Origin of the sequence: Paenibacillus sp. S-12, assembly GCF_030363895.1 — a bacterium.
In the GTDB taxonomy this organism is placed as follows: domain Bacteria; phylum Bacillota; class Bacilli; order Paenibacillales; family Paenibacillaceae; genus Paenibacillus_B; species Paenibacillus_B alvei.
Map to the genome: position 1 here is coordinate 253,098 of NZ_JASIUF010000016.1, position 20,937 is coordinate 274,034.

23 protein-coding genes, 2 tRNA genes and 3 pseudogenes are annotated in these 20,937 nt (G+C 45.5%); 9 read left to right on the forward strand and 19 right to left on the reverse strand.

Annotated elements, in window-relative coordinates; all coding sequences use genetic code 11:
- Positions 1-45: 45 nt before the first annotated feature.
- The 5 genes from NO352_RS16560 to NO352_RS16580 form a co-directional block, all read right to left on the reverse strand.
- Positions 46-507, reverse strand: coding sequence for a phage tail tube protein (locus tag NO352_RS16560; protein ID WP_005548556.1), 462 nt, complete (start codon positions 505-507; stop codon positions 46-48).
- Position 508: 1 nt separating this feature from the next.
- Positions 509-1,825, reverse strand: a complete 1,317-nt coding sequence (locus NO352_RS16565; protein WP_289356171.1) for a phage tail sheath family protein — start codon at positions 1,823-1,825, stop codon at positions 509-511.
- On the reverse strand, positions 1,825-2,037 hold the full coding sequence (locus tag NO352_RS16570) for a hypothetical protein (protein WP_268620751.1): 213 nt from the start codon (positions 2,035-2,037) through the stop codon (positions 1,825-1,827). Before NO352_RS16570 ends, NO352_RS16565 begins: the two co-directional genes overlap by 1 nt.
- Complete coding sequence (locus NO352_RS16575) at positions 2,030-2,449, reverse strand: phage tail terminator family protein (protein ID WP_157266944.1); 420 nt, start codon at positions 2,447-2,449, stop codon at positions 2,030-2,032. Before NO352_RS16575 ends, NO352_RS16570 begins: the two co-directional genes overlap by 8 nt.
- Before the next feature lie 213 nt (positions 2,450-2,662).
- Positions 2,663-3,085 (reverse strand): ArpU family phage packaging/lysis transcriptional regulator, encoded by a 423-nt coding sequence (locus NO352_RS16580; protein ID WP_005548565.1) that lies wholly within the window; start codon positions 3,083-3,085, stop codon positions 2,663-2,665.
- Positions 3,086-3,347: 262 nt separating this feature from the next.
- Here NO352_RS16580 and NO352_RS16585 point away from each other — a divergent pair, with 262 nt between their 5' ends.
- From NO352_RS16585 to NO352_RS16600, 4 genes are all read left to right on the forward strand, one after another.
- Complete coding sequence (locus NO352_RS16585; RefSeq protein WP_005548567.1) at positions 3,348-3,782, forward strand: helix-turn-helix domain-containing protein; 435 nt, start codon at positions 3,348-3,350, stop codon at positions 3,780-3,782.
- Positions 3,783-3,821: 39 nt separating this feature from the next.
- Positions 3,822-4,256: an ImmA/IrrE family metallo-endopeptidase gene (locus NO352_RS16590; RefSeq protein WP_005548568.1), complete on the forward strand. Its 435-nt coding sequence runs from the start codon at positions 3,822-3,824 to the stop codon at positions 4,254-4,256.
- Positions 4,257-4,357: 101 nt separating this feature from the next.
- A complete protein-coding gene (locus NO352_RS16595) occupies positions 4,358-5,308 on the forward strand; it encodes a GDP-mannose 4,6-dehydratase (RefSeq protein WP_005548569.1) in 951 nt (316 codons plus the stop codon).
- A 152-nt stretch (positions 5,309-5,460) separates the two neighbouring features.
- A complete protein-coding gene (locus NO352_RS16600; protein WP_005548570.1) occupies positions 5,461-5,700 on the forward strand; it encodes a DUF4318 domain-containing protein in 240 nt (79 codons plus the stop codon).
- 336 nt (positions 5,701-6,036) lie between these two features.
- Here NO352_RS16600 and NO352_RS16605 read toward each other — a convergent pair whose 3' ends face one another.
- The 6 genes from NO352_RS16605 to NO352_RS16630 all read right to left on the reverse strand — a co-directional run bounded on the left by NO352_RS16605 (position 6,037) and on the right by NO352_RS16630 (position 10,079).
- Positions 6,037-6,669: a sterol desaturase family protein gene (locus tag NO352_RS16605; protein WP_262866636.1), complete on the reverse strand. Its 633-nt coding sequence runs from the start codon at positions 6,667-6,669 to the stop codon at positions 6,037-6,039.
- A 436-nt stretch (positions 6,670-7,105) separates the two neighbouring features.
- A tRNA-Gly gene (locus NO352_RS16610) sits at positions 7,106-7,179 on the reverse strand.
- 50 nt (positions 7,180-7,229) lie between these two features.
- Positions 7,230-7,306 (reverse strand) — tRNA-Pro (locus tag NO352_RS16615).
- 124 nt (positions 7,307-7,430) lie between these two features.
- Positions 7,431-8,105 carry a response regulator gene (locus tag NO352_RS16620; protein WP_005548572.1) on the reverse strand — a complete coding sequence of 225 codons (675 nt, stop codon included), beginning with the start codon at positions 8,103-8,105 and terminating at the stop codon, positions 7,431-7,433.
- 28 nt (positions 8,106-8,133) lie between these two features.
- Complete coding sequence (locus tag NO352_RS16625) at positions 8,134-8,973, reverse strand: sensor histidine kinase (protein WP_040736119.1); 840 nt, start codon at positions 8,971-8,973, stop codon at positions 8,134-8,136.
- Positions 8,974-9,077: 104 nt separating this feature from the next.
- Positions 9,078-10,079: a LacI family DNA-binding transcriptional regulator gene (locus NO352_RS16630; protein WP_268620758.1), complete on the reverse strand. Its 1,002-nt coding sequence runs from the start codon at positions 10,077-10,079 to the stop codon at positions 9,078-9,080.
- Between the two features lie 267 nt (positions 10,080-10,346).
- On the opposite strand from NO352_RS16630, the gene NO352_RS16635 reads away from it, so the two are divergent.
- Together NO352_RS16635 and NO352_RS16640 are read left to right on the forward strand one after the other, a co-directional pair.
- On the forward strand, positions 10,347-10,673 hold the full coding sequence (locus NO352_RS16635) for a YbjQ family protein (RefSeq protein WP_005548576.1): 327 nt from the start codon (positions 10,347-10,349) through the stop codon (positions 10,671-10,673).
- A complete protein-coding gene (locus tag NO352_RS16640) occupies positions 10,673-10,936 on the forward strand; it encodes a hypothetical protein (protein WP_005548577.1) in 264 nt (87 codons plus the stop codon). The genes NO352_RS16635 and NO352_RS16640 overlap by 1 nt, the downstream gene beginning before the upstream one ends.
- Before the next feature lie 91 nt (positions 10,937-11,027).
- On the opposite strand, the gene NO352_RS16645 is transcribed toward NO352_RS16640, so the two are convergent.
- A complete protein-coding gene (locus tag NO352_RS16645; RefSeq protein ID WP_005548578.1) occupies positions 11,028-11,993 on the reverse strand; it encodes an aldolase catalytic domain-containing protein in 966 nt (321 codons plus the stop codon).
- 275 nt (positions 11,994-12,268) lie between these two features.
- Here NO352_RS16645 and NO352_RS16650 point away from each other — a divergent pair, with 275 nt between their 5' ends.
- The 3 genes from NO352_RS16650 to NO352_RS16660 all read left to right on the forward strand — a co-directional run bounded on the left by NO352_RS16650 (position 12,269) and on the right by NO352_RS16660 (position 14,858).
- Positions 12,269-12,532, forward strand: a complete 264-nt coding sequence (locus NO352_RS16650) for a FeoA family protein (RefSeq protein WP_005548579.1) — start codon at positions 12,269-12,271, stop codon at positions 12,530-12,532.
- Positions 12,529-14,583: a ferrous iron transport protein B gene (feoB, locus tag NO352_RS16655; RefSeq protein WP_289356172.1), complete on the forward strand. Its 2,055-nt coding sequence runs from the start codon at positions 12,529-12,531 to the stop codon at positions 14,581-14,583. The genes NO352_RS16650 and feoB overlap by 4 nt, the downstream gene beginning before the upstream one ends.
- 119 nt (positions 14,584-14,702) lie before the next feature.
- Positions 14,703-14,858 carry a hypothetical protein gene (locus NO352_RS16660; RefSeq protein WP_262866680.1) on the forward strand — a complete coding sequence of 52 codons (156 nt, stop codon included), beginning with the start codon at positions 14,703-14,705 and terminating at the stop codon, positions 14,856-14,858.
- A gap of 188 nt (positions 14,859-15,046) precedes the next feature.
- Here the strand turns inward: NO352_RS16660 and pepF are convergent, their stop codons facing one another.
- The 7 genes and pseudogenes from pepF to NO352_RS25315 form a co-directional block, all read right to left on the reverse strand.
- Positions 15,047-16,861, reverse strand: coding sequence for an oligoendopeptidase F (pepF, locus tag NO352_RS16665; protein ID WP_289356173.1), 1,815 nt, complete (start codon positions 16,859-16,861; stop codon positions 15,047-15,049).
- A gap of 300 nt (positions 16,862-17,161) precedes the next feature.
- Positions 17,162-17,363: pseudogene (locus NO352_RS16670) on the reverse strand (transposase); the annotation flags it as partial.
- Positions 17,364-17,981: 618 nt separating this feature from the next.
- Positions 17,982-18,338, reverse strand: a complete 357-nt coding sequence (locus NO352_RS16675) for a hypothetical protein (RefSeq protein ID WP_163977801.1) — start codon at positions 18,336-18,338, stop codon at positions 17,982-17,984.
- Positions 18,339-18,345: 7 nt separating this feature from the next.
- Positions 18,346-19,614 (reverse strand): annotated as a pseudogene (locus NO352_RS16680) (polymorphic toxin-type HINT domain-containing protein); the annotation flags it as partial.
- A 267-nt stretch (positions 19,615-19,881) separates the two neighbouring features.
- Complete coding sequence (locus NO352_RS16685; RefSeq protein ID WP_289356174.1) at positions 19,882-20,067, reverse strand: hypothetical protein; 186 nt, start codon at positions 20,065-20,067, stop codon at positions 19,882-19,884.
- Positions 20,068-20,083: 16 nt separating this feature from the next.
- Positions 20,084-20,800, reverse strand: coding sequence for a hypothetical protein (locus tag NO352_RS16690; RefSeq protein ID WP_289356175.1), 717 nt, complete (start codon positions 20,798-20,800; stop codon positions 20,084-20,086).
- A pseudogene (locus tag NO352_RS25315) lies at positions 20,774-20,884 on the reverse strand (RHS repeat-associated core domain-containing protein); the annotation flags it as partial. The gene NO352_RS16690 and the pseudogene NO352_RS25315, both read right to left, overlap by 27 nt.
- Positions 20,885-20,937 lie beyond the last annotated feature (53 nt).

Sequence of the window (20,937 nt, forward strand, 5' to 3'; positions counted from 1 at the left end):
TTCAATCGCTCTCCTCATCTTGAATGGTAGTTATGTTATTTAAAATTACACTGTAGGTGCATTAAAGTTGCTTAAAATGTCAACATCATCAAATGTAAACTCCAATTCTTCCTCCAAAACGTCGCTCTCTGTATCCAGCTTCGCCATAACGACACTGTTCAGGTTCACGTTCTTCAACATGATTGTCTGCGTGCCCACCGAAGAAGTAGGATCTGCGTTTGTCACATTAATCGTAAAGTTTGTATCCTTGCCAGTCTTAATATAATCAAGCATCATTTTACGGAACAAAGCTGTCATATAGTAAATCGTCATGCTGCCTGTTCCCGACCAGCCGGAGGTTTTATGCTGTGTGGCGCGGCTGCCGAGTGTTTTAATTTCTGCTTTTTGTTTTTCTATTTTTGCTTCCAACGTTTTAATATAGAACATTTCTTCATTTTTTCCATTAATTTGCGCAAAAGCCGTGCCTTCACGACCCGAAATCGTATCCTTTGCTTGTAAGAAACCCATCTTACTTCACCTTCACTTTCATGTAAATTTTCTCTACTGCATCGACCGGCTGCACATTCAATTGAATGACGATACTGTCCGAAGCCTCACCCTTAGCAACAAGCACATCCGTCTGTGCGTCGAACGGCTGAATTGCATTCAAGCGCTCAAGCTGATCCAAATATGCAATACACGCTGCACGGAACAATTGACGTCCTTCTTCATTATTGTTTGTTTTCCCGACATACGCCGTTTCGAAAATTCGCTTCATATCGTTGGCGATGCCGTCCAGCACGCGAATAACGCGGTTTTTGGAGAATGGCTGGCCCTTTTCCGGCGTATATGCCGTCAATGTATTAATATCTTGCTCTACCACAGCATGGCCAAGATGGTGTACAAACACGAATTCACCCTTGCGCAGAGCTTCTTCCACCTGGGTATTTGTCATGCGAACATCAACGTCGACCGCATCTTCGTAAGCGGAATACGTCAACGACTCATTCATCGCTGCCGCTGCTGTTGCCGCAGCTACCCATACTGTTGCTTGAGCAGCATTCAATATTGTGCCGTCTGCCAGCTTTACGCCATTTTTGACGCTAATGATGCCTTCGTTATTCGCGGTTGGATATTGGGCCATAACCGCCTGAATCTTCTTCCCTTCATCTTCACGCATACGCTTCACAAATGCCGCATAGACAGAGCATAGCGCGGCATCAGTGGAAGGAAGCGCAACCGTATGGAAATCATGAACGGCAATCGCTTCGTGGAAAGATACATGATCCGCATTCACCACATTGCCGTCATCACCGCCTGTAAGCGGCAGACCTGCATTTGGTTCAATTGCACCTGTGCCTTCGAACTCAACCCAAGCGTTTGCAATCAGCTTTTCAGCTTGCTGTACAGTCTGGCTATCCACAATGCGTCCGCTAACTTTTGTAATGACATCCACCTTCGTATTGTCGTTCACATTCGTCTGCACGACGAGTTGAATATCGTTGCCGCGAACACCGCCAAAGCGTGCTTTCACTTTCAATTGATTGTGAGCTGCAGCCGCCTTGGCACCTTCATTCAATCGATACAACAGCACCTTCTTCGCACGTTTGAAAGCCTCGCGCACCAGCAGAAGTGCGTCATCCGTCAGCTCGTAACCTAGCTGCTCGAATACAGGTTCCCCTGCATGCAATTCCAGCACTTCTTTCACTGGCCCCCAGCTAAGCGTTAACGGCAGTGCCACAATCCCCCGCTCGCCAACTGCTCCCGATGGAGCAGCCTCTCCTTGAAAGCGTACATATACGCCTGGTCTTACTTTATTTTGCGTCGTCCATGTTCCTCCAGCCATTACTTTACCTCCTGAATTTGAAATTGGTACAGCAGCGCATCGATCTGCGCCTTCGTGTACTGCTCATTACTGGTTAGAAGCGCATGCAGCATGTCTCGCTCGCCTGCACTCCAGCATTTTGCCTCCAGCCATTGCTCCTTCGCAAAGGCGAATTCGCCCGCAGCCTCGGCATGTTCCACATTACGCTTGTCCTGCTTGTTTGCATCAGACATCTCGAATGCGTCCCTCCTGCTTCATAGCATTCATCTTGCTTGCTTCCTCTCGGGAACGCGCCAGCATGTACTCGTACTGCACTTGAAACCGCAGCTTGCGTTCAACGATTTCATGCTTCAAGCCTGTCCCCCTGCATAAGCCGCCGCCTGCTTCAATCAGCTCCAGCGCGTCGTAGAGCCCATCGGCAACATCATGAACAGAAGCCTTTCCGTCGGGATAATAATCGACCTCAAATGCTGCTCTCGCCTGAAAGCGGCGTTCGCCAACGCGAGTCCGTTCCCCTCGCACGAGCTTGACGACCAAGCACGGCGCTTGCTCGTCCGTTCGTTCTTCTGCTTCGAGCACGGGGATATCAGGGAAATATTCGCGCACCCGTCTCATCACCCCTTGCCGAATCTCGCAGCTTCGCAAGCCTTCACCTCCTATCCTGTGGTACAAAAAAAACCGTTATACAGCTTCGCCGCAAACGGTTCTCCCTATATTCCGCAAGGCTGTCCTGCCCCATGCCCACAACCTCACACTATCATCTTAGCACCTTGAGCCGTCCAACCGAGTGCCATCATCCGGCCACCCGGAGGTCACTACTAAGTTACTTTTTTCGACTCGCCTCAAGCTCTGCGCACCTTAATCCTCAAACACTTCTATACCTAACATGAATGCTAGCTCCATAATCGCGCGTGCTTTAATTCTCCGAAATGTACGCTCACTCACGTTCAGATCATAGCATAGTAAGTAATCCGGCTTCGCTGTCTCTGGAGAGAGATAACAGCTTACAATAAGCTCTCTCTCAATATCGCCAAGGTGGGCAATCGCCTTCATTACATTATCGTATACGGTTCTCATATAGGCTTCCTTCTCCACATTATGCAGTGCAATCTCTTCTACTGGCTTTCCTACTTGATTCGTAGACCCATGCAATCTAGGCTCATATGAAGTGGTCATCTTCATCTCTCTCCGTACGATACCCGTTCGCTTGTACAAAGAAGCTATAGACAAATACTTTTCCACCATTTTACGAGTCGCTGTTCGATTAATCGTTGCTAACATCTTCATCGCCCCTTAATGAAAGGATATTATGGATAACGCAATATAGAATAAGTTATTTAAAACAACACTCCGTGAAAAATAAAAAAACTGCAAAACTTGGCCTTGTGTTACGGAAAATTACACTATAGAATGATCTTTGTTCATTTAAATAACCATACATTGCGAACGTTTGTTCCTATGTGTTATACTGAAAGAATACCACGCTCTTTAAATGAACGTCAATCCTGAATTTATGAACATATGTAAAATAAGGGTGATAACGATGTCCATAACGAACAAAGAATTAGTAGGCACTCGCATTAAAGAGCTGCGGCTCAAGCAAGGCTTGTCGCAAGACGACGTCGCCCAGGCGCTTGACATGAAGCGCGCGAACGTCGCCAATTATGAGGCGGGACGAACGACACCGCCAAGTGACATCATCGGCAGGCTTGCCGATCTTTTGTATACGTCAAGCGATTATTTGCTTGGCCGTATCGATAATCCAATGCCGCTGGCCTTAACATCATCTGACTCCATTCCCGAGTGGGCCACTTGGAAGGATAAGAAGGATTTCCGCCAGCTGCTTGAGGAAGATTCGGAAATCATGTTCGATGGCGTCCCTATCGACGAAGAAGACCGTGAGCGAGTTCTCCATGTATTGGAGGCACTGTTCTGGGATGCAAAGAAGCGCAACAAGCGCAAGCCGCCACGGAGCTGAATACGACACATTGACTAACTTATCCGCGAGGTGCATCTCATGGATGTAGAGAAGATTGTACGATCCTTGATTCGAAAATATAAAACAAACTGTCCCTTTCAGCTTGCTCAGCATTTAAATATTCAAGTTAGGACTGCTGATCTGGGGAAATCTACGCGCGGCCTGTATTTCCACAAGCTTCGCCGCCGTTATATTGTCATCAATTCGGAATTGCCGTTCGAATGGCAGCGCTTCGTGTGTGCCCATGAGCTTGCTCATGATCGCCTGCACAAAGGGATTGGCCACTTTTTTACCGAGCAGCATACGTTGTTCCATGTAGGCAAGTTCGAGCGCCAAGCCAATCAATTTGCCCTGCATCTGCTGCTGCACGGTCAAGAATGCCTGTTGGGCGAAACGCGGGAAATGTACTGTGCACGCAACGATATTCCTGCTGAGCTGGCCAGATTTCTGCCTACGGATTCAGAACAAGAATAATTCGTACGAATGCCGTCACCTTTTCAAGCCTACTCCACATAGTATAGGGTAATGTTGAACTATGGGTGTATGTTATCAACCTGAGAGGTGAGATCAGTTACATGAAGGCACTTGTCACCGGGATCTCCGGATTCGTAGGCAGTCATATGGCGGAGTTTTTGTTGGATAAAAATGTAGAGGTAATCGGCACCATTCGCAACCGCAGCCGCCTTGAGCACATTAATCACATTCTGTCTGACATTCATCTTGTGGAATGCGAGCTTCGCGATGCTTTTTCCGTTGAAACACTCATTACCAAAGAGAAGCCGAATCTTATTTTTCATTTGGCCGCGCAGAGCTTTGTACCTACATCGTGGAACTCTCCTGCAGATACAATCTACAACAATGTTGCCGGCCAATTGAATATTTTTGAAGCCGTCAGACGCCTCAATTTGGATTGTAAAATTCAAATTGCTTGCTCCAGTGAGGAATATGGTCATGTTGAGCCTCATGAAACTCCGATTCGTGAAGAAAATCCACTCCGGCCTTTAAGTCCATATGCAGTTAGTAAAGCCGCTCAAGACTATCTTGGATATCAGTATCATAAGAGCTACGGCCTCCATGTCATTCGGACGAGAACGTTCAACCATACGGGCCCTCGTCGCGGCGAACAATTCGTAACTTCCAACTTTGCAAAGCAAATTGCCGAAATCGAGAAAGGCGTTCGTCCGCCTACTGTCCATGTTGGCAATTTGGAGGCGAAGCGCGATTTTACCGATGTACGGGATATCGTTCGCGCCTATTGGCTGGCGCTGGAACGAGCAGAAGCTGGCGATTGCTACAACATTGCATCCGGATCCTGCGTAACAATTCGCGAGATGCTCGATATGCTGCTGGCTAAATCCAACATTACGATCGACATTGTTCCAGATCCAAGCCGCATGCGTCCTTCCGACGTTGAAATTTTGCTCGGCGACCATTCGAAGTTTACAGAGCATACAGGCTGGAGACCTGAAATTCCACTTGATCAAACTCTCGAAGACCTGCTAAACTACTGGCGCGAACGCGTATAAACTGCGATACGAGTATCGTAGCGTAAACCGATGCGACCGCTTCTTCCGTCCGATGGAGTCGGTCGCATATTCTTTCTTATTTGATGCATATGGAAATGGGTATGGTAGAATAGATGATAAGAATCATCTATGCGTAGAGGAGGACAAGCATCATGAAGAAGGTTTGGAAAAAGTTGATGAAGAAAGGCTTTTCGGTTGAACTCGATCAACTTCCGCAAAACAAGCAGCAATTTTTAGATGAAATTGAACGTTATTGTGTACAAGAGAAAGTTAACTATAAGTTCATTGAATATGATCGCCCTGCCGTGATTTCGATTGATGATGTCGTTTATCAATGCCAAGTCGAAAATGCCGGAAGACCCGGTTTCGTCCTTCATTTTAAAGAAGTATGATAGCTTGGTACTACATAGTAGAGCCACATAATGCCGTCCTCGATGACGACTAGAAAGTCATCCGCGACAAGGTATCCTTTCAGCTAAACATTTTCGTATCCGAGGTCGAGTACGATTTTGATCACCGGCTGTTTCATGCCGCACTCACCTGCTCTATAATGAAGCCCAGCTTCACCATCTGATAATATGTAATCAAAACTACTCTGATGAACTCGGCTTTCATTGTCTGCGATACAATGCTATGATGCGTGACAACATCAAAGCAACCCGCAAACTTTGGCGTTTAGCGGGTTGTTTTTGTTTGGTTTATGTGTACAGCAGTGCGGGAAAGGACAATTACAGATCAAGCTTTTTATAATCGCGTTGTTCAAGGTTGCGAGCAGTTTGGCTTAGCTTGACATTTTTGTGGTCCTGAAAGGTTCCCAATGCGAGATCAAAAACCGGATTTGTAACGCCGTACCAGTAATTTTCATTTTTATAGTGATGCCATAAATGGACTTTCTTCATCCAACGGCCCCATGGGGAGATGGGGGTAATCGGACGATGGGCAGCATAATGCTTCCACTCATAAAACAATAGGAATAGGATCATTCCAGCGATAAAAGCATTTGCCATCACGAGGCTTGATGTTATAAAGTAGGCAATTGTTCCCGCAATAGCGAAGTTCGGCAGGGAGTACCACAAAGGCAAAAACAATAAATGCAGGTCATCCGGATTTACGTGATGATCATAATGTAAACGTTTAATTATTTTTAACAGGAATGGGTTCTTCGGAGTTCTTATGTGAAAAAGAAAGCGGTGCGTGAAATACTCGGCAGCGGCATAAGTTGCCATGCCTATGGCGAAAGCAATCCATGTGCCGATAGTTGCTAGGCTCGGAATCAGAAAGCTAATACTGACCAGAAAGATTCCGCACATTATGCATATATCGGGGAAAAAGAAAAACTCTTTTACATATTTGGTCTTCATTCAAACCCCCTCCTGATTGCTAATATAGGGCCAAAACGTTTTTGTGTTTCATGAAACGGCCTTTTTGCTGCGCTGATCTATGAATATGCAGAAAATATGAAGTTGTTGCCGATTCATTATTGAAATTGAGATACTTCTTGACAGTTATTTGATGATGATGAAGCAGATACTTGCATCTGGCTTTAGTTATCGAATGATTGAAGCCGCGGAATAATGGTAACGGGGGCGAACGTACCATTGCGCCTGTGAAAGAGAGTACGCATGTAATCGCGTTGCGGATGATTTATGATGCCGAGCTAAGTTAGGTGTTGACGCGCCTCCTACTCTTGCATTTCCTCGTTGTCTTTACGGACGGTCGAACCCCGAGGGTTCGCTTCCCATCCTTTCTGCGCTCCATAAAACAAAAAAAGCGCCCTTCGGCGCATTTCATTTGTTATGGAGCGGGTGATGGGAATCGAACCCACGCCGGCGGCTTGGGAAGCCGCTGTTCTACCATTGAACTACACCCGCATATGCAAAAAACACTCGATTGCAGTATACCTGACATGAATGTAATAAGATGGTCGGGACGACACGATTTGAACATGCGACCCCCTGGTCCCAAACCAGGTGCTCTACCAAGCTGAGCTACGTCCCGACATGTATTGCACGCCACATCAAGTGACAAGAAATAATATAGCACAGCCCCTTCTATTCTGCAATACGTTTTCATTTGAACATTTATAATTATTTTCGATCGATGAAGATGGTATCCATCTAAACTAGTTATCCACTAAACCATGCTTTAATGCGTATCGGGTAAGCTGAACACGATTCTCCAAATGCAGCTTCTGCATAATATTTTTCAGGTGATTTTTCACCGTGTGCTCGGACAGCGAGAGCTGGGCCGCAATCGCCCGGTTCGATTCTCCCTTTGCCACACGTTCCAAAATTTCCCGCTCACGCCCTGTCAGTGGTGTTGACGCGGGGGCCTTGCTTTCTCCTTTGGCTGAAAACTCCTGCAATATACGAAACGCCAGCTCCTTCGACATCGGTGCCTCATCAATGGCGATAGCACGCAAATACTCATGCCACGCTGAAGGCTGTAGGTTCTTGAGCAAATAGCCTTGCGCACCCTTTTTCAATGCATCAAACAAATGCGTTATATCGTCCGATACGGTAACCATTACAATTTTCACGTATGGAAACTGCTCCTTGATCCGCTTGGTAGCTTCCAATCCGTCCATAACGGGCATGGAAATGTCCATCAGGATTAAGTCAGGCATCACTTGATCCGTCATACGGAGCGCATCTTCTCCGTTCACCGCCTCGCCCACAACGACGAACGCGGGATCAATCGCTAAAATATCCCTCATTCCCTCACGCGCATGTGCATTGTCATCGGCTATCAATACACGAAAACAATGCTGCTTTTCTGAACCGTGTTCCGCATTCATCTATATCCCTCTCCTTTTGCATCTTCTGTCATGATGAGCTCGAAATGCGTACAATCGTCAAATTTCCATCTCGTTCCACAGACAAGCCCCAGCCCATATTGATCGTACGGTCTCGCACCATCTTCAGCCCATACTTTCCTTTCTGTTCAAATGGTTCCCTTACAAATCCTTTGCCATCGTCTCGAATTTCACAGGTAAACCCTCCAGCGACAGGCTTGGCAATAACCCATACATGCTCCGCCTCCGCATGTTTGCGCACATTAAGCAGCGCCTCGCGAACCGAGGACAGAAGCGCTATTTTTTCTTTCAATGACAGTAAATCTTCGGACAGCTCCCACTTCACTTCCAGCGACCAATCCGTATCCTTGCGGATATCCTCAATCATGGTAACCAGTTGATTCGACCAAGACTCATTGATCTCCTCAGGCACCGTTTGCAAGTTCGCGATCGAAAGGCGCACATCCTCATACACATGCCGAACGGTCTGCCGCAGCTTATCCAGCTGTTCAGGCTGCTGCTCGATAGAGGCGGTCTCCAGTCGATCAATTTTGACTGCCAACATGAACAAGGATTGGGATATCCCGTCATGGAGCTCTTCTGCCAATCTGCCTCGCTCCTCTAAGGCCGCCTTCGTCTGCTGCTCACGCTGAAGCTTCCTCTGCGTCTCATCCAGCAGCTTGAACAATCGCGTCAGCAGCGTTGCGGATACAATGAAGACAATAGCAGGCGCGAGCCAGTTTCCAACCTCCATGGACACATAGGGAAGCAGGAACGAGTGGCGCACATATTCCCACAAGCCAATCGTAATCGTGGGAATCCATAGAATAAGATGTTTGATCGTACGATCCTTCAACTTGTCTCGCCCCATTCTGTAACGATCACTTTTCATTAATTCCTATTGTAATGAAAAAAGCATACGGTCACCAGTTCATAACCGCATGCCTTTTCTTCTTAATCGGACTGATATTACAGCTATAATTGCCTCGGTGCGCTTGTAGATTCTCGAATCACGATTTCCGAATCCAAACGCGTAGTCACACTGCGCTTATTCAACCCATTAATTTGCTTGATCAGCTGATCAACCGCCACTCTTCCAATTTGATGAGCAGGCTGGCGCATCGTTGTCAGCTGCGGCCGCAATTGGGAAGCAATCACTTGATCATCATAGCCGATTACAGACATATCATCTGGCACTTTATACCCTGCCTGCCAAAGTGCATTAATGGCGCCAATCGCTGTAAAATCATCGGCAGCGAACAGCGCCGTCGGCATACTTCCTTTTTTCAGCCAGCGCTGGACAGCATCATAACCGGATTGAATGCTGAATGCGCCATCCTCTATGGCATATGGCTCGAGGCCCGCGTCCTCCATTGCCCCCCTGAAACCCCTTTCACGTTCAAGCGCGCTCAAAAAGAACTGGGGTCCCCGAATGTGAGCGATCGAGCGATGCCCCAAATCAATCAAATGCTTCGTCGCTTCATATCCGCCTTTATAATTATCCACATTCACGTTTGTCACGGATGGTTGTATCGTTTGATTGTCAATAAGTACGAATGGAATTTTACGTTTTTTCAGTTCTACAACATAAGGCTCCTCGTGTACAGCTGAAAGAATTAACATTCCATCCACACGATCCTCCTGGATCAGGTCAGTGCCGACCCCTTGCTCCATCGGCTCTGCTGCAACCGATAGGGCTAAGTAATATCCATGATCTTTTAGCTGTGAGTACACCGTTTGTACGATACTATCCAGGAATGAATCTTGAAGCGTAGTAACAATCATCCCAATGACACCCGTTTTCCCCTTAGCGAGACTGCGAGCTGCCGCATTAGGATGATAGTCCAGTTCTTTCATCGCCTGCAGCACTTTAATCCGATTTTTCTCTCGAACCGTCTTTGCGTTGTTTAAAACGCGTGATACCGTTACGACGGATAAACCTGATTTCTTAGCCACATCAAAAATACTGACCCTCATATCCTTCTCCCCTCATGATCGATCATTAGATATGGAAAGGCATAATCTCTATGTTACCATCATAACCAACTTTAAAGCGTTATTCCATTAAAACATGATTTTATCTCTGCTATTTTTCGCCTTTTTAATAAATCTTTAGCAATGAACATTCCTTCCGTCTATAGCTCTGATTCTCATATGAAACGAAAATAGAAATACCCCGTATGAATAATACTACAAGGGATAGAGTTTAACTCGAGATAGGTGTTCAAAAGGAGCTGACCATTCATGATCGTAGTAACGACTGAACGTATTGCAAATTATGAAGTATCCGAAGTGCTGGGCACAGCATTTGGCGTAGTTGTTCGAGCTCGCGGCATCGGCGGCGACATTATGGCTTCCTTGAAGGGTCTCGTTGGCGGGGAAGTTAAGCAGTATACTCAAATGATCGAGGATGCTCGCCGACAAGCGATGGATCGTATGATTGAAAATGCTCACGCGATGGGTGGAGACGGTATCATCATGATGCGCTTCGACAGCGGCGACGTTGGCCAGAATATGAGTGAAATCGTAGCTTACGGAACCGTTGTTAAGCTGAGAGCGGTGCAATCCTAATGGACGATGTCGTACACTTCTTCCAACTCGCTTTACTCGTATACGGTCTGCCCCTTATCGGCCTTGTCATTCTTATTTTGATCGGCAAGAAATACTTCGACAAGCGCTATAAGCAATACGATAACCCTTTGGACGCCATTGGCGTAAACGGTGATTTCATTCCTACGAAGGAAATTTTTATTGACCCGAAGGATGGACTGAAATATCAAGTGTATTACAACTCCAAAACAGGCGAGCGCAAATACGTTCGCATGCAATCGTAATCGATTCCTACCGATATCCGGGTACACAAAAAAGACCGCTCAGCGTTCAGGCTGAAGCGGTCTTTCTATCGTACAGGACAGTTGCCGTCCTTTACGAATTCTTTTTAGGAATGGAAACCTCTGGCGTCGTCATCTGATCATAGAAGTCCAGAAATTTATCCCGATTATCAGAAGCAAGAATCGCCATAGCTGAACGAGGATGCTCATCCAGCGTGCCGGTAATCAAGTAAGGAATCAAGTAACCCCACTCCCATTTTTCACGCATCGGAATCATATGCTCTTCAAGGAACCCGAGCACGGCCCGAAGCTGATATTTGCTGTTTTTCAAATGAGTCAATAGAGCTTCTGTCGGACAGTTGCCTGCTCCGCGCCCCATTCCATATACGGAAGCATCCAGCATTTCAACACCGAGCTCTGCCGCCACAAGTGTGTTCGAGAAAGCCAGCTGCATATTATTATGCGTATGAACACCAAGCCGCTTATTCGGCAGATGCTCCTTAAACTTATTAACAAGGAAATGAAAATCATTATGATCAAGACTGCCGTATGAATCTACGATATATACCACATCTACGACACTTTCTTTAATCATTGCAAATGCTTCTATGAGATCATTTTCCATCACATTTGACAGCGCCATAATATTTAGCGTTGTTTCATAACCGCGATCATGGAACGTACGTACCAAATCCAGTGCCTTGTCCACATCCTTGATATAACAAGCAACTCGGATTAAATCCAACATACTTTCGCTGCGAGGCAAAATGTCGTTCTCATCCACACGGCCGATATCCACTAGCGCGGATAGCTTCGTAGTTCCCTTCTGCGGAATGACAGTACGTAAAAAATCGTCGTCCAAAAATCGCCAAGGGCCTGCTTCGTCAGCGCCTTTGAGCAGTTTAGGCGAATTTTTGTAGCCGATTTCCATATAGTCGACGCCAGCTTCATTTAATGAAGCGTACAAGCTTTGCACGAACTCGACGCTGAAGTCCCAATTGTTCACTAGACCACCGTCGCGGATTGTGCAGTCGACAATTTTGCAGTGATTCGTTTTCATCCCGCTATCTCCTTTGCCAAATGTTTTCTCTCCATTCTAATGGAAAAAAACTCATAAAGCAAAGCAAAAAAGCTTCATTTTTGTGGCGATTTGATACAAATTGATAGATTATCTCTATTTTTAAGCTTTTTCTATGAAAAAAATCACATGTACTTTTTCTTCGCTTGTGCTACATTCAATGTAAATTCAATTGATACCGATTATCATTATAAATAAGAAATTGGCACTTTACACCTAAAGATGAACCGATATAGATGAAGAAAGAAGGATTATAAATGCGCTCGACTCATTCAACGATGCTCTGTGAGAGCATGTCCCTATGTCAACTGAAGCCTGGTCAACGTGCATGCATTTGCGATTTGTCCAAGGTTCATGCATCGGTATGCCACCGACTGCGCGATTTGGGCATAACAGAGGGAACCCACGTAGAGCTGAAACGTACCAGCTTGTTCGGCGGCCCGCTCACCCTTGAGGCAAATGGACAATTGTTCGGCATTCGCCAAAGCGAGGCTCGGTTTATCGGGGTGAACGGCGCATGAACACTTGTACGACCGCACTTGTAGGCAATCCGAATACGGGAAAAACCTCCTTATTCAACGCCCTCACCCGCTCCTATGAATATGTAGGCAACTGGACAGGCGTTACCGTAGAAAAGAAGGTAGGCCAACTCCATCGCAATTCGGGCACCCTAATTGACCTGCCAGGCATCTACTCCTTGCAGCCGATGTCCCGGGACGAAAGCGTAGCGGTAAGCTACCTGCTTCACGAAAGACCTGACACCATACTGAACGTTGTCGATGCGTCACAGCTAGAACGCAATTTATATTTGACCGTACAATTACTGGAATATGGCCTGCCTGTTCATATCGCTCTGAACATGAATGATGTCGCCCAAGGTCGCGGTATTCATATCAATACGCAGAAGCTGTCCAAGGCGCTTTATGTTCCCTTGCTTCCCGTCAATGCAAGACGCAAACAGGGCATTGATGCTATTCTGCAACATATCGATAAAATTCCTTCCCAACAATCCGGAAGTCGGGCAGCAACGAACGATGGAGATCACTCATTCCAACTGGATTACGGAGAGATCACGGAGCTGGCTATTCAGCGTATGTCAGAGTGGCTGCCCTGCCAAGAAGGAGTGCCTGCAAGATGGATTGCGCTGCAATATTTGGAACAAAACAATACGGTTCGTGAATGGGTTCAGGGCCATCTGAGTCAAGACATAAATGAACAGATAAAACACTTGTGTGAAGCAACGGAACAGCAGCTTCAGGAGCAAGGCATTGCGCTTCATATGGCACAGCATATACGTACGGTTCGTACAGCCTTCATCCAAGGTGTGTGTGCAGAGGCGATTGATAGCACGAAGGAGAGAGCCGAAACTTTAACGGAACGCATCGATGCCATCGTGACAAATCGCTGGCTCGGGATTCCGATTTTTCTCGGCATTATGTTCCTCATGTTCAAGGCAACATTCGAATGGATTGGAACACCGACGTCGGACGCATTGGATGCCTTCTTCTCTGGCCCATTAACAGAGGGCGCAGCATCCGTGTTGAATGCCATGGGCGTATCGCCCTTCACCCATGCGCTAATCGAAGAAGGTATTATCGCGGGCGTTGGCGGCGTGCTCGTATTCGTACCGCAAATTTTTATTTTGTTTTTATTCATATCCTTTATTGAGGATTCGGGATATATGGCTCGCGTCACCATTGTCATGGATCGACTTATGGAGGCTGTTGGCTTAAACGGCAAGGCATTTATCCCCTTTGTTATCGGCTTCGGGTGCAACGTGCCCGGCATTATGGCCGCGCGCACAATTGAGCAGCCGCGAGAACGGCTCGTCACCACTTTGCTCGTACCGCTAATGTCGTGTTCAGCTCGATTGTCCGTGTACGCCTTGTTTGCAGGTGTATTTTTCAAGAGTCACCAAGCACTCGTTGTACTGTCTCTATACGTCATGGGCATTGTGCTCTCCCTGCTGCTGGCCAAGCTGTTCACCAAGCGGATGATGAAGGAGGAACAGAGCATATTCGTCGTCGAGCTTCCGCCTTATCGGATGCCGCAATGGCAAACCTTGTTCCGCAGTACATGGGAAAAAGGCAAGGGATTCGTCCGCAAAGCCGGTACCTTCATTCTTGGAGGCTCCGTGCTGATCTGGCTGATGACATATGCTGGGCCAGGCGGTTTTGGAGTTGAAATGGATGACTCCTTCCTAGCGATGATTGGCGGCGTGCTGGCACCATTGTTCGCTCCGCTTGGATTTGCGACATGGCAAGCGGGTGCATCCTTAATTACCGGTTTTCTGGCAAAGGAAGTTGTCGTATCCACGATGAATATCATCTATCACGCACCGGATACGGCCATGCTCGAATCCCAAATTGCCGGCGCATTTACACCGTTGTCTGCGTATGCATTCTGTGCATTTGTGCTATTGTATGTCCCTTGTCTCGCGACGGTAGGCATTATCAAAAAAGAAACCGCATCCTGGCGCTGGACGTGGTTCTCCATAGGCTATTCCTTGATCATTGCCTATGTTGTCGCGCTTATCATTACGGGAATCGGCAAATTGCTCGGTTATTCCTGAAACGAAGAGGTGAATCGCATGTCGTGGCCGGAAATCGGAATCGTAATGATCATATTTGCTTATGCACTGTGGATGGTTGTTCGCCATGTACGCAAGACAAAGCAAGGAGCTTGTGCTGCATGCGCATTAAACCGCTCATGCTCGTCCGGGTGCGCTGCTCATCCACATGCGGCTCCTGCTTCTCAGCATGGAGATCAGCTCAAGAGGTAACAAGCAGTTGTACAATCGAAATCGCATATCGCGTTGCATTCGTGAGCCGCTATCGGCTTCACTAAAATGGCGATTCATTTCATGACACAATAAAAAGAACAGTAGGCGGGATAACGAATCTCGTTCTACTGTTCTTTTGCTTTTACACTTTCCCATCAAGCGATCTTACATTCCAGAACCATGCTTCCCCGTTATAGGCGTCTTGATCATATCAGCATCGTACAGCATGGCGAGCTGCCTTGTTTCTACCCGCTCATTGCTCATACAAACGAACAAGCTCATCCACAAGCTCGCCTACATAAGACACAGCTTCCCGAATTGTATTCGTATCGGACATATCCACGCCCGCCAGCTTCATCAGCTCCAATGGCGGCAAGGAGCCTCCTGCCTTCAGCGCCGTTAACCAGCGCTCCACGGCAGGCTGGCCTTCTTCGCGGATTCGCTTTGCGGCTGCTGTCGAGGCCGTTAGTCCTGCAGAGTATGTATATGGATATAAGGACATGTAATAATGCGGCTGACGCATCCAAGTCAGTTCTGAACCTGGATCCATCACAACGGCGTCTCCCCAGAAATCGCTCTGAACCTGCCCCTTCAATTGCGACAAAAGATCGGCCGTAATAGGCTCTCCCTGTGAAGCAAGCTCATACACCCGGCGCTGCATTTCGCCTTCCAGCAGATGCGTTACAAAATTATGATAGTACGTACTCAACAGTTGTGTAATAATCCAGCGTCTCATTCGAGGATCGTTCGACTGACGGAATAAGTGGTCAGCCAGCAGCATCTCGTTCATCGTGGATGGTGCCTCAATAAAATAAAGCGATGGACGCGTGTTCGTTATTCGCTGATGTTTATGAGCCAGCATAAAATGTCCAGCATGGCCAAGCTCATGAGCCAAGGTGAATGCCCCTCGCATGCTTCCGGTCCATGTCATCAAAATGTAGGAATGGGCGTCATAGATCGATGAACAGAATGCCCCTGTCGATTTGCCTACATTGTCCGCATAGTCAATCCAACGATTCTGAATGGCTTCCCCGATAATTGCTGCGTATTCTGGCCCCATCACCTGCAGCGCCTCTTCCACCTGCCTCGCTGCGGCCTCGAACGAAATTTCCGGATTATATTCAGGATCGAACGGCGCATGCAAATCACTAAAGCGAAGCTCATCCAGCTCAAGAACACGCTTCTTAAGATTTGCCCATCTTCGCATATGCGGAGCAAGCTCGGTTTGTATCGTATCTAATATGGCGTTGTACATTTGCTTCGTCACTTGTTGATTATGCAGCAGCATATCTGTTACATGATCATATCCGCGAAGCTTTGCCAGCACGACCTGCTTCTTCACTTCTGTCGCATACGCAGCCGCAATCCCGTTGCGGTGGGCATACAGGGTTTCGGAAAATGATCGGAATGCTTCTCTGCGCAAGTATGTATTTGGGGAGCCCACATATCGACTCTCAAATAAGGCAAAAGATAGCGGGTATGTCGTACCCTCCTGATCGGTAACAGATTCGAACGACATGTCCGAAAGCTTGATTTGATTATAAATTTTGTACGGTGCTCGTAAGACACTGCCAAGTGCTGCAAGCGTCGATTCGGTCTCACTGCTCAGCCGATACGGCTTCTTGCTTGCAATTTGATCCAAATAAGGCTTGAATTCCAGCAGCTTAGGCTCTTCTTCATAAAAAGCGGACAATACCTCGTCCCCCATGTCACTAACTTCAGACTCGAAGAAGGATAGAGCAACTGACACTTCAGCCAGCATATCCTGCGCACGGCTGTTATTCCCTTGATTCACTGGATTCGTGCTGTCTTCCGTCCATCGTAAATGCGCATAACTGCCGCATAACTGCTCACGTTTCCAAATGACCTCCATTGCTTCCAGACAAGCCAGCAGAGTTCCGGCATCTTCATGCAATTTGCCTGTGAATCGAGTAACCGAGCCCAAATCAGATGTAATCGCTTGCAATTCCTCAAGCCATTTCGCTTCCGATTCGAACAAATCCTCCAATCTCCATGTTGCTTCCAGTGGGACTTCTGATCGTTTCATTCGCACTGCTTGCGCTGCCATTCTTCCATCTCCTCTCTTCTGAGTACTCGGTTATCATAACATATGAATAGACAAAGAACCTGCATATTGAAGCATTCTTTTTCAAACGAAATACAAAGCGTCTAATATTGATCAAACCATTCGATTTACCCTATTTCAAAAGCCGCTTATGTCCAATATTGCAGCAAAGTATTAAACTAATTGGATAATTAATAGGCTTGAAATGGGGTTGTTTTATTGAATAAATATGTTCTGAGACTAGCCACTGGCGAGGTCAAGTCCATAATTGTGTGTAAATTCCCTCAAGCGAAATCAGTTGCTCTACCCTAAACGCACGACCTTATAAGAAGTCTTTGCATGCGTTTTACGCCATTCCAAATAATCCGTCATATCCAAATATATGCAACCGTTGCTCCACTTCTCATCAATCTCCATCAACAAAGCTCCAAGTAACCGGTATGCCACAGTTAGGAAAGATACGAATGATACGCTCACGGCGTCGTACTTCCTCGTTTAAACGCTCTTTGGCTGTTCGTTTCACAACATTGCTGTTGCCATCGTAATAGTATGTTTTCGCTTGCTGTTGTGGGTCACTTTGCTTCGTAAGCCAGCCTATTATAAAAAAAGAAAACCGCATGGAGTTGTGATATGCTCCCTTGCGGTAGACAGTTGAAATAAATTTCGGACTATATTTGAGGGCAAGTTGGCTAGCCTAAAACGTTCCTTACCTGCTTCTATGTAAACTGGAACGTTACCAGATTAATCTTTGACCCTTACACAATTAGTAATCGAGATTACACTTCATTTTGTTGTGGTGGATATTTTTTGACCGTCCAACACCCTATATATCGTTTTATGTACATACATTGTCGCAATTATTTTTACAAAACCGCAAGTAAACAAAGATAACAAAAACCAGGTCAATCATGGTGGTATCTGACCATAATCAATCTGAACATTGTAACGGCATAACGTTATTTAGGGTATAATTGTTAACCTCTTTCGTTCGTACCGCCATTTAAGGAAAATATTATACGGGACTGGTGAGGGTTAGGTTCTTTTGGGACATGCCGCCCGATTCATTCGGCACTGGGTGGGGGTAAAAAGAAGACCTTGAGGAATACCCCAAGGTCAAGAATTGTTATTTTCTAAAACAATCGAATCTTTTACATAGGATGTCAAGCTCTAGCGGAGGCATGGTGATTGTACACTTTAAATACTTCACTCCCTTGTTAATATAATCTTCAAGTTCAACATTCTGTAAAAAGTACGGAAGTTCCGCTCTTGTAAATTCACTAATTGGTTTCTCTTTGTCATAATCTAATGCATGTTTGTAGTTAATCTGATAGCAATTCGAAAACCTATAAACTACATCACCATCAGAATCCTCATATACTAAGACAAGCTCGTCACCAAAAAAATTAGTAGACAAACTAATAACCCTAGCATCCCAATAATGCATTTCTTCAATCTTTTTCAGAAGCAATTTAGATTCCATTTCAACCTCACTTTTTATATCGGATATGAGCATCAGGACTCTTCCGATCAACAATTTTACCATTGATATCTAATGGATTTCCTTTTTCATCATAAAGATGAACATGGTCAAATTTCGTAACCTTATCGGGAGGATCAATTCTCATTCGGATTAATCCATTAGCATCCTTAACATGAACAAACCCATTATTATCTGTATACTTCCATCCATCAGGAAGATTACTCAAAAGCTGTGATTTGTTCATATTAGGTACGTCAGCCAATTTAAATCCAAAGATAGAGCAATTATGTACCCAAATCCCAAGGTTAGATACAAAATAAGAATTATAGTCCTTAACCTCAAAATTATAAACCCTTGCTTTCAGTGGCTCTTTCCTAATCTTATCTATAGCCAGTTTAGAGCCATCACTCGTAACAAGCAAGTCTCCAATTTTCAGGTCTTTCACTTCTGTCCATCCCTTACCATCCAGCCAGAAAGGATGTTCTGCCGTAGCCTCAATGACTTCATCATCAATGTAAACCTTATAGATTTCATTAGCCTGTTTTTGGAACAACCCCACGACCTCTTTATACGCCACTTCTCCTGTTTCGTCAGACTTGGCAAGAACCGTATCTCCGACCTCAATGTCTTCGATATTTCTCTCCCCTTCGTCTGTTAATACCTTTGTCCCTGCTGTAAAACAATTACACTTTGCAAGTGATTTCGCTGCTTTACTAACCTTAGATCCAACTTTACCTGCTTTTATTACTTTTCCCCAAGGCAGAAAAGAAGCTACCGTCAGGGCTTTTTCATTCAGAGAGCCATCAGGATTTAAAAGGGTGTTTACATCATCAAGTATTAAGAAATTTGCTCCTTCAACTGCTATCTCCTTACCTGCCTTAACTTGTGCTTCCAAATTAGATTTACAATTTCCCATATCGACCGCACATGTTAAAGACGGAGAAATTGGGTAAACAAAATTACCCGTAGGGTCTAAATGAATTAATGGGTTATTGTAAACATACGTATACAAGTTCAAGCTCAGCGGATTCTTGATTTCCCCTTCATACGTATCCTCATTGATAAACCGTCCTACACTTGGATCATACCATCTTGCGCGCAAATATTGCAGATTCGTTGCTTCATCCCAGTATTCGCCCGAGTAGCGGAAAATGTTTGGAACCTGCTCCTCTTGCACCAATGGATTGCCCCAGATATCATACGTATAGCGGTTCAGCACATTTCCTTGCGCATCCCGGACTTCCGTAATGTCGCCGTGTCCGTTGGATATGTAGAATTAATTGAGTCACATTTTTGATGTTAGCTCCTTAATTACTTCTTTCACAGGAATACCAGCTAATCTCATTTCGATTGCTTTCAATTTCACTTCCACTGGGTATCTCACTCTAGTTGTCAACGTAAAAAACACCTCCAAGATTGTCTCCCTTATCTTACGATGTAAGGATGTTCCTCTTGAAGGTGTTTTGATTTGTCTCACGTTATGGGGTCAGTCCCAAAAATCCCAACAAGGTCTTTATTTCATCATGCACCTTACTTGTTCAACTTAATTCATTACCAAGTCAGCTATAATTATTAGTATACCTATTGGTAATGTTATAAATCCTCCAACTCTAACTGCTTCTCGTGTCTTAACACCGAATGGTTTCATACTCAAAATTATATCCGGAATAGCAATTTGAAGCAGTGAATAAATCACAGCTACAACCCCAATTAATAATAATGGACTCATTGAGCACCCCTTTCTTCTACCACCCTTTTCCTCCAATCATATCTAACCACTCTTGGGCATTAGGCGCACCCACATATGATGGTAATATAGCAGCTTTTTTACCGAGATTGAATGGTAAGTCCCAAGTTATTGAATATTCTTTTTCTCCTGATATTGGTAGGAGATAAATTTCAGCGGCCGCTCCAATTCCACCTCCAATGGAAAATTCCATATACTTCGAATCCGATTTAATGCTTGCCTCACCAAGATAAAAGACCCCATATGAAGCACCACCATTTGCTGTCCAACTGCTCATTTTCCCCATTAAATCATTAGTTTGGGAAATCCCCCCTGTTAAGGATATATTTGCTCCCCCTTGACCATAAGTTGCGAGATAATATAATTTCATTTTGTCATCTTTGATTTCTGCACCTAGTTTTCCTCCAATAATAAGAGATGCTCCTGCTTCTGCTTTAACAAATGCAGAAATACCGACAAACTGAGTTTTCCTTATTCGTTCTGCCCATGAGTGCATACTGCTCTGATAACTTTTCCATGTATCTACACTGTTACACCCCTTACATAACATTCCCGTTCCTTTTCCTGATTTTATTGAAGAAATCTGTTGTTGAGCATATGCCCAGTTTGTTTTTGCTTGTGAAATTAGCTTTGCTGCTTCCTCTGCATCTCTCGGCATCGGTAATGTCGCCCCAAAACTATCTTTTATATGTCCACTTGGATCAAGCCATCTCAACGGATTATTCTCCACATACATATACAAATTCAAACTCAGCGGATTCTTGATATCCCCTTCATACGTATCCTAGTTAATAAAGCGTACTATATCCAATAAAAAGGACAGTGACCGTTTTCCAATCACCGCCCAATATT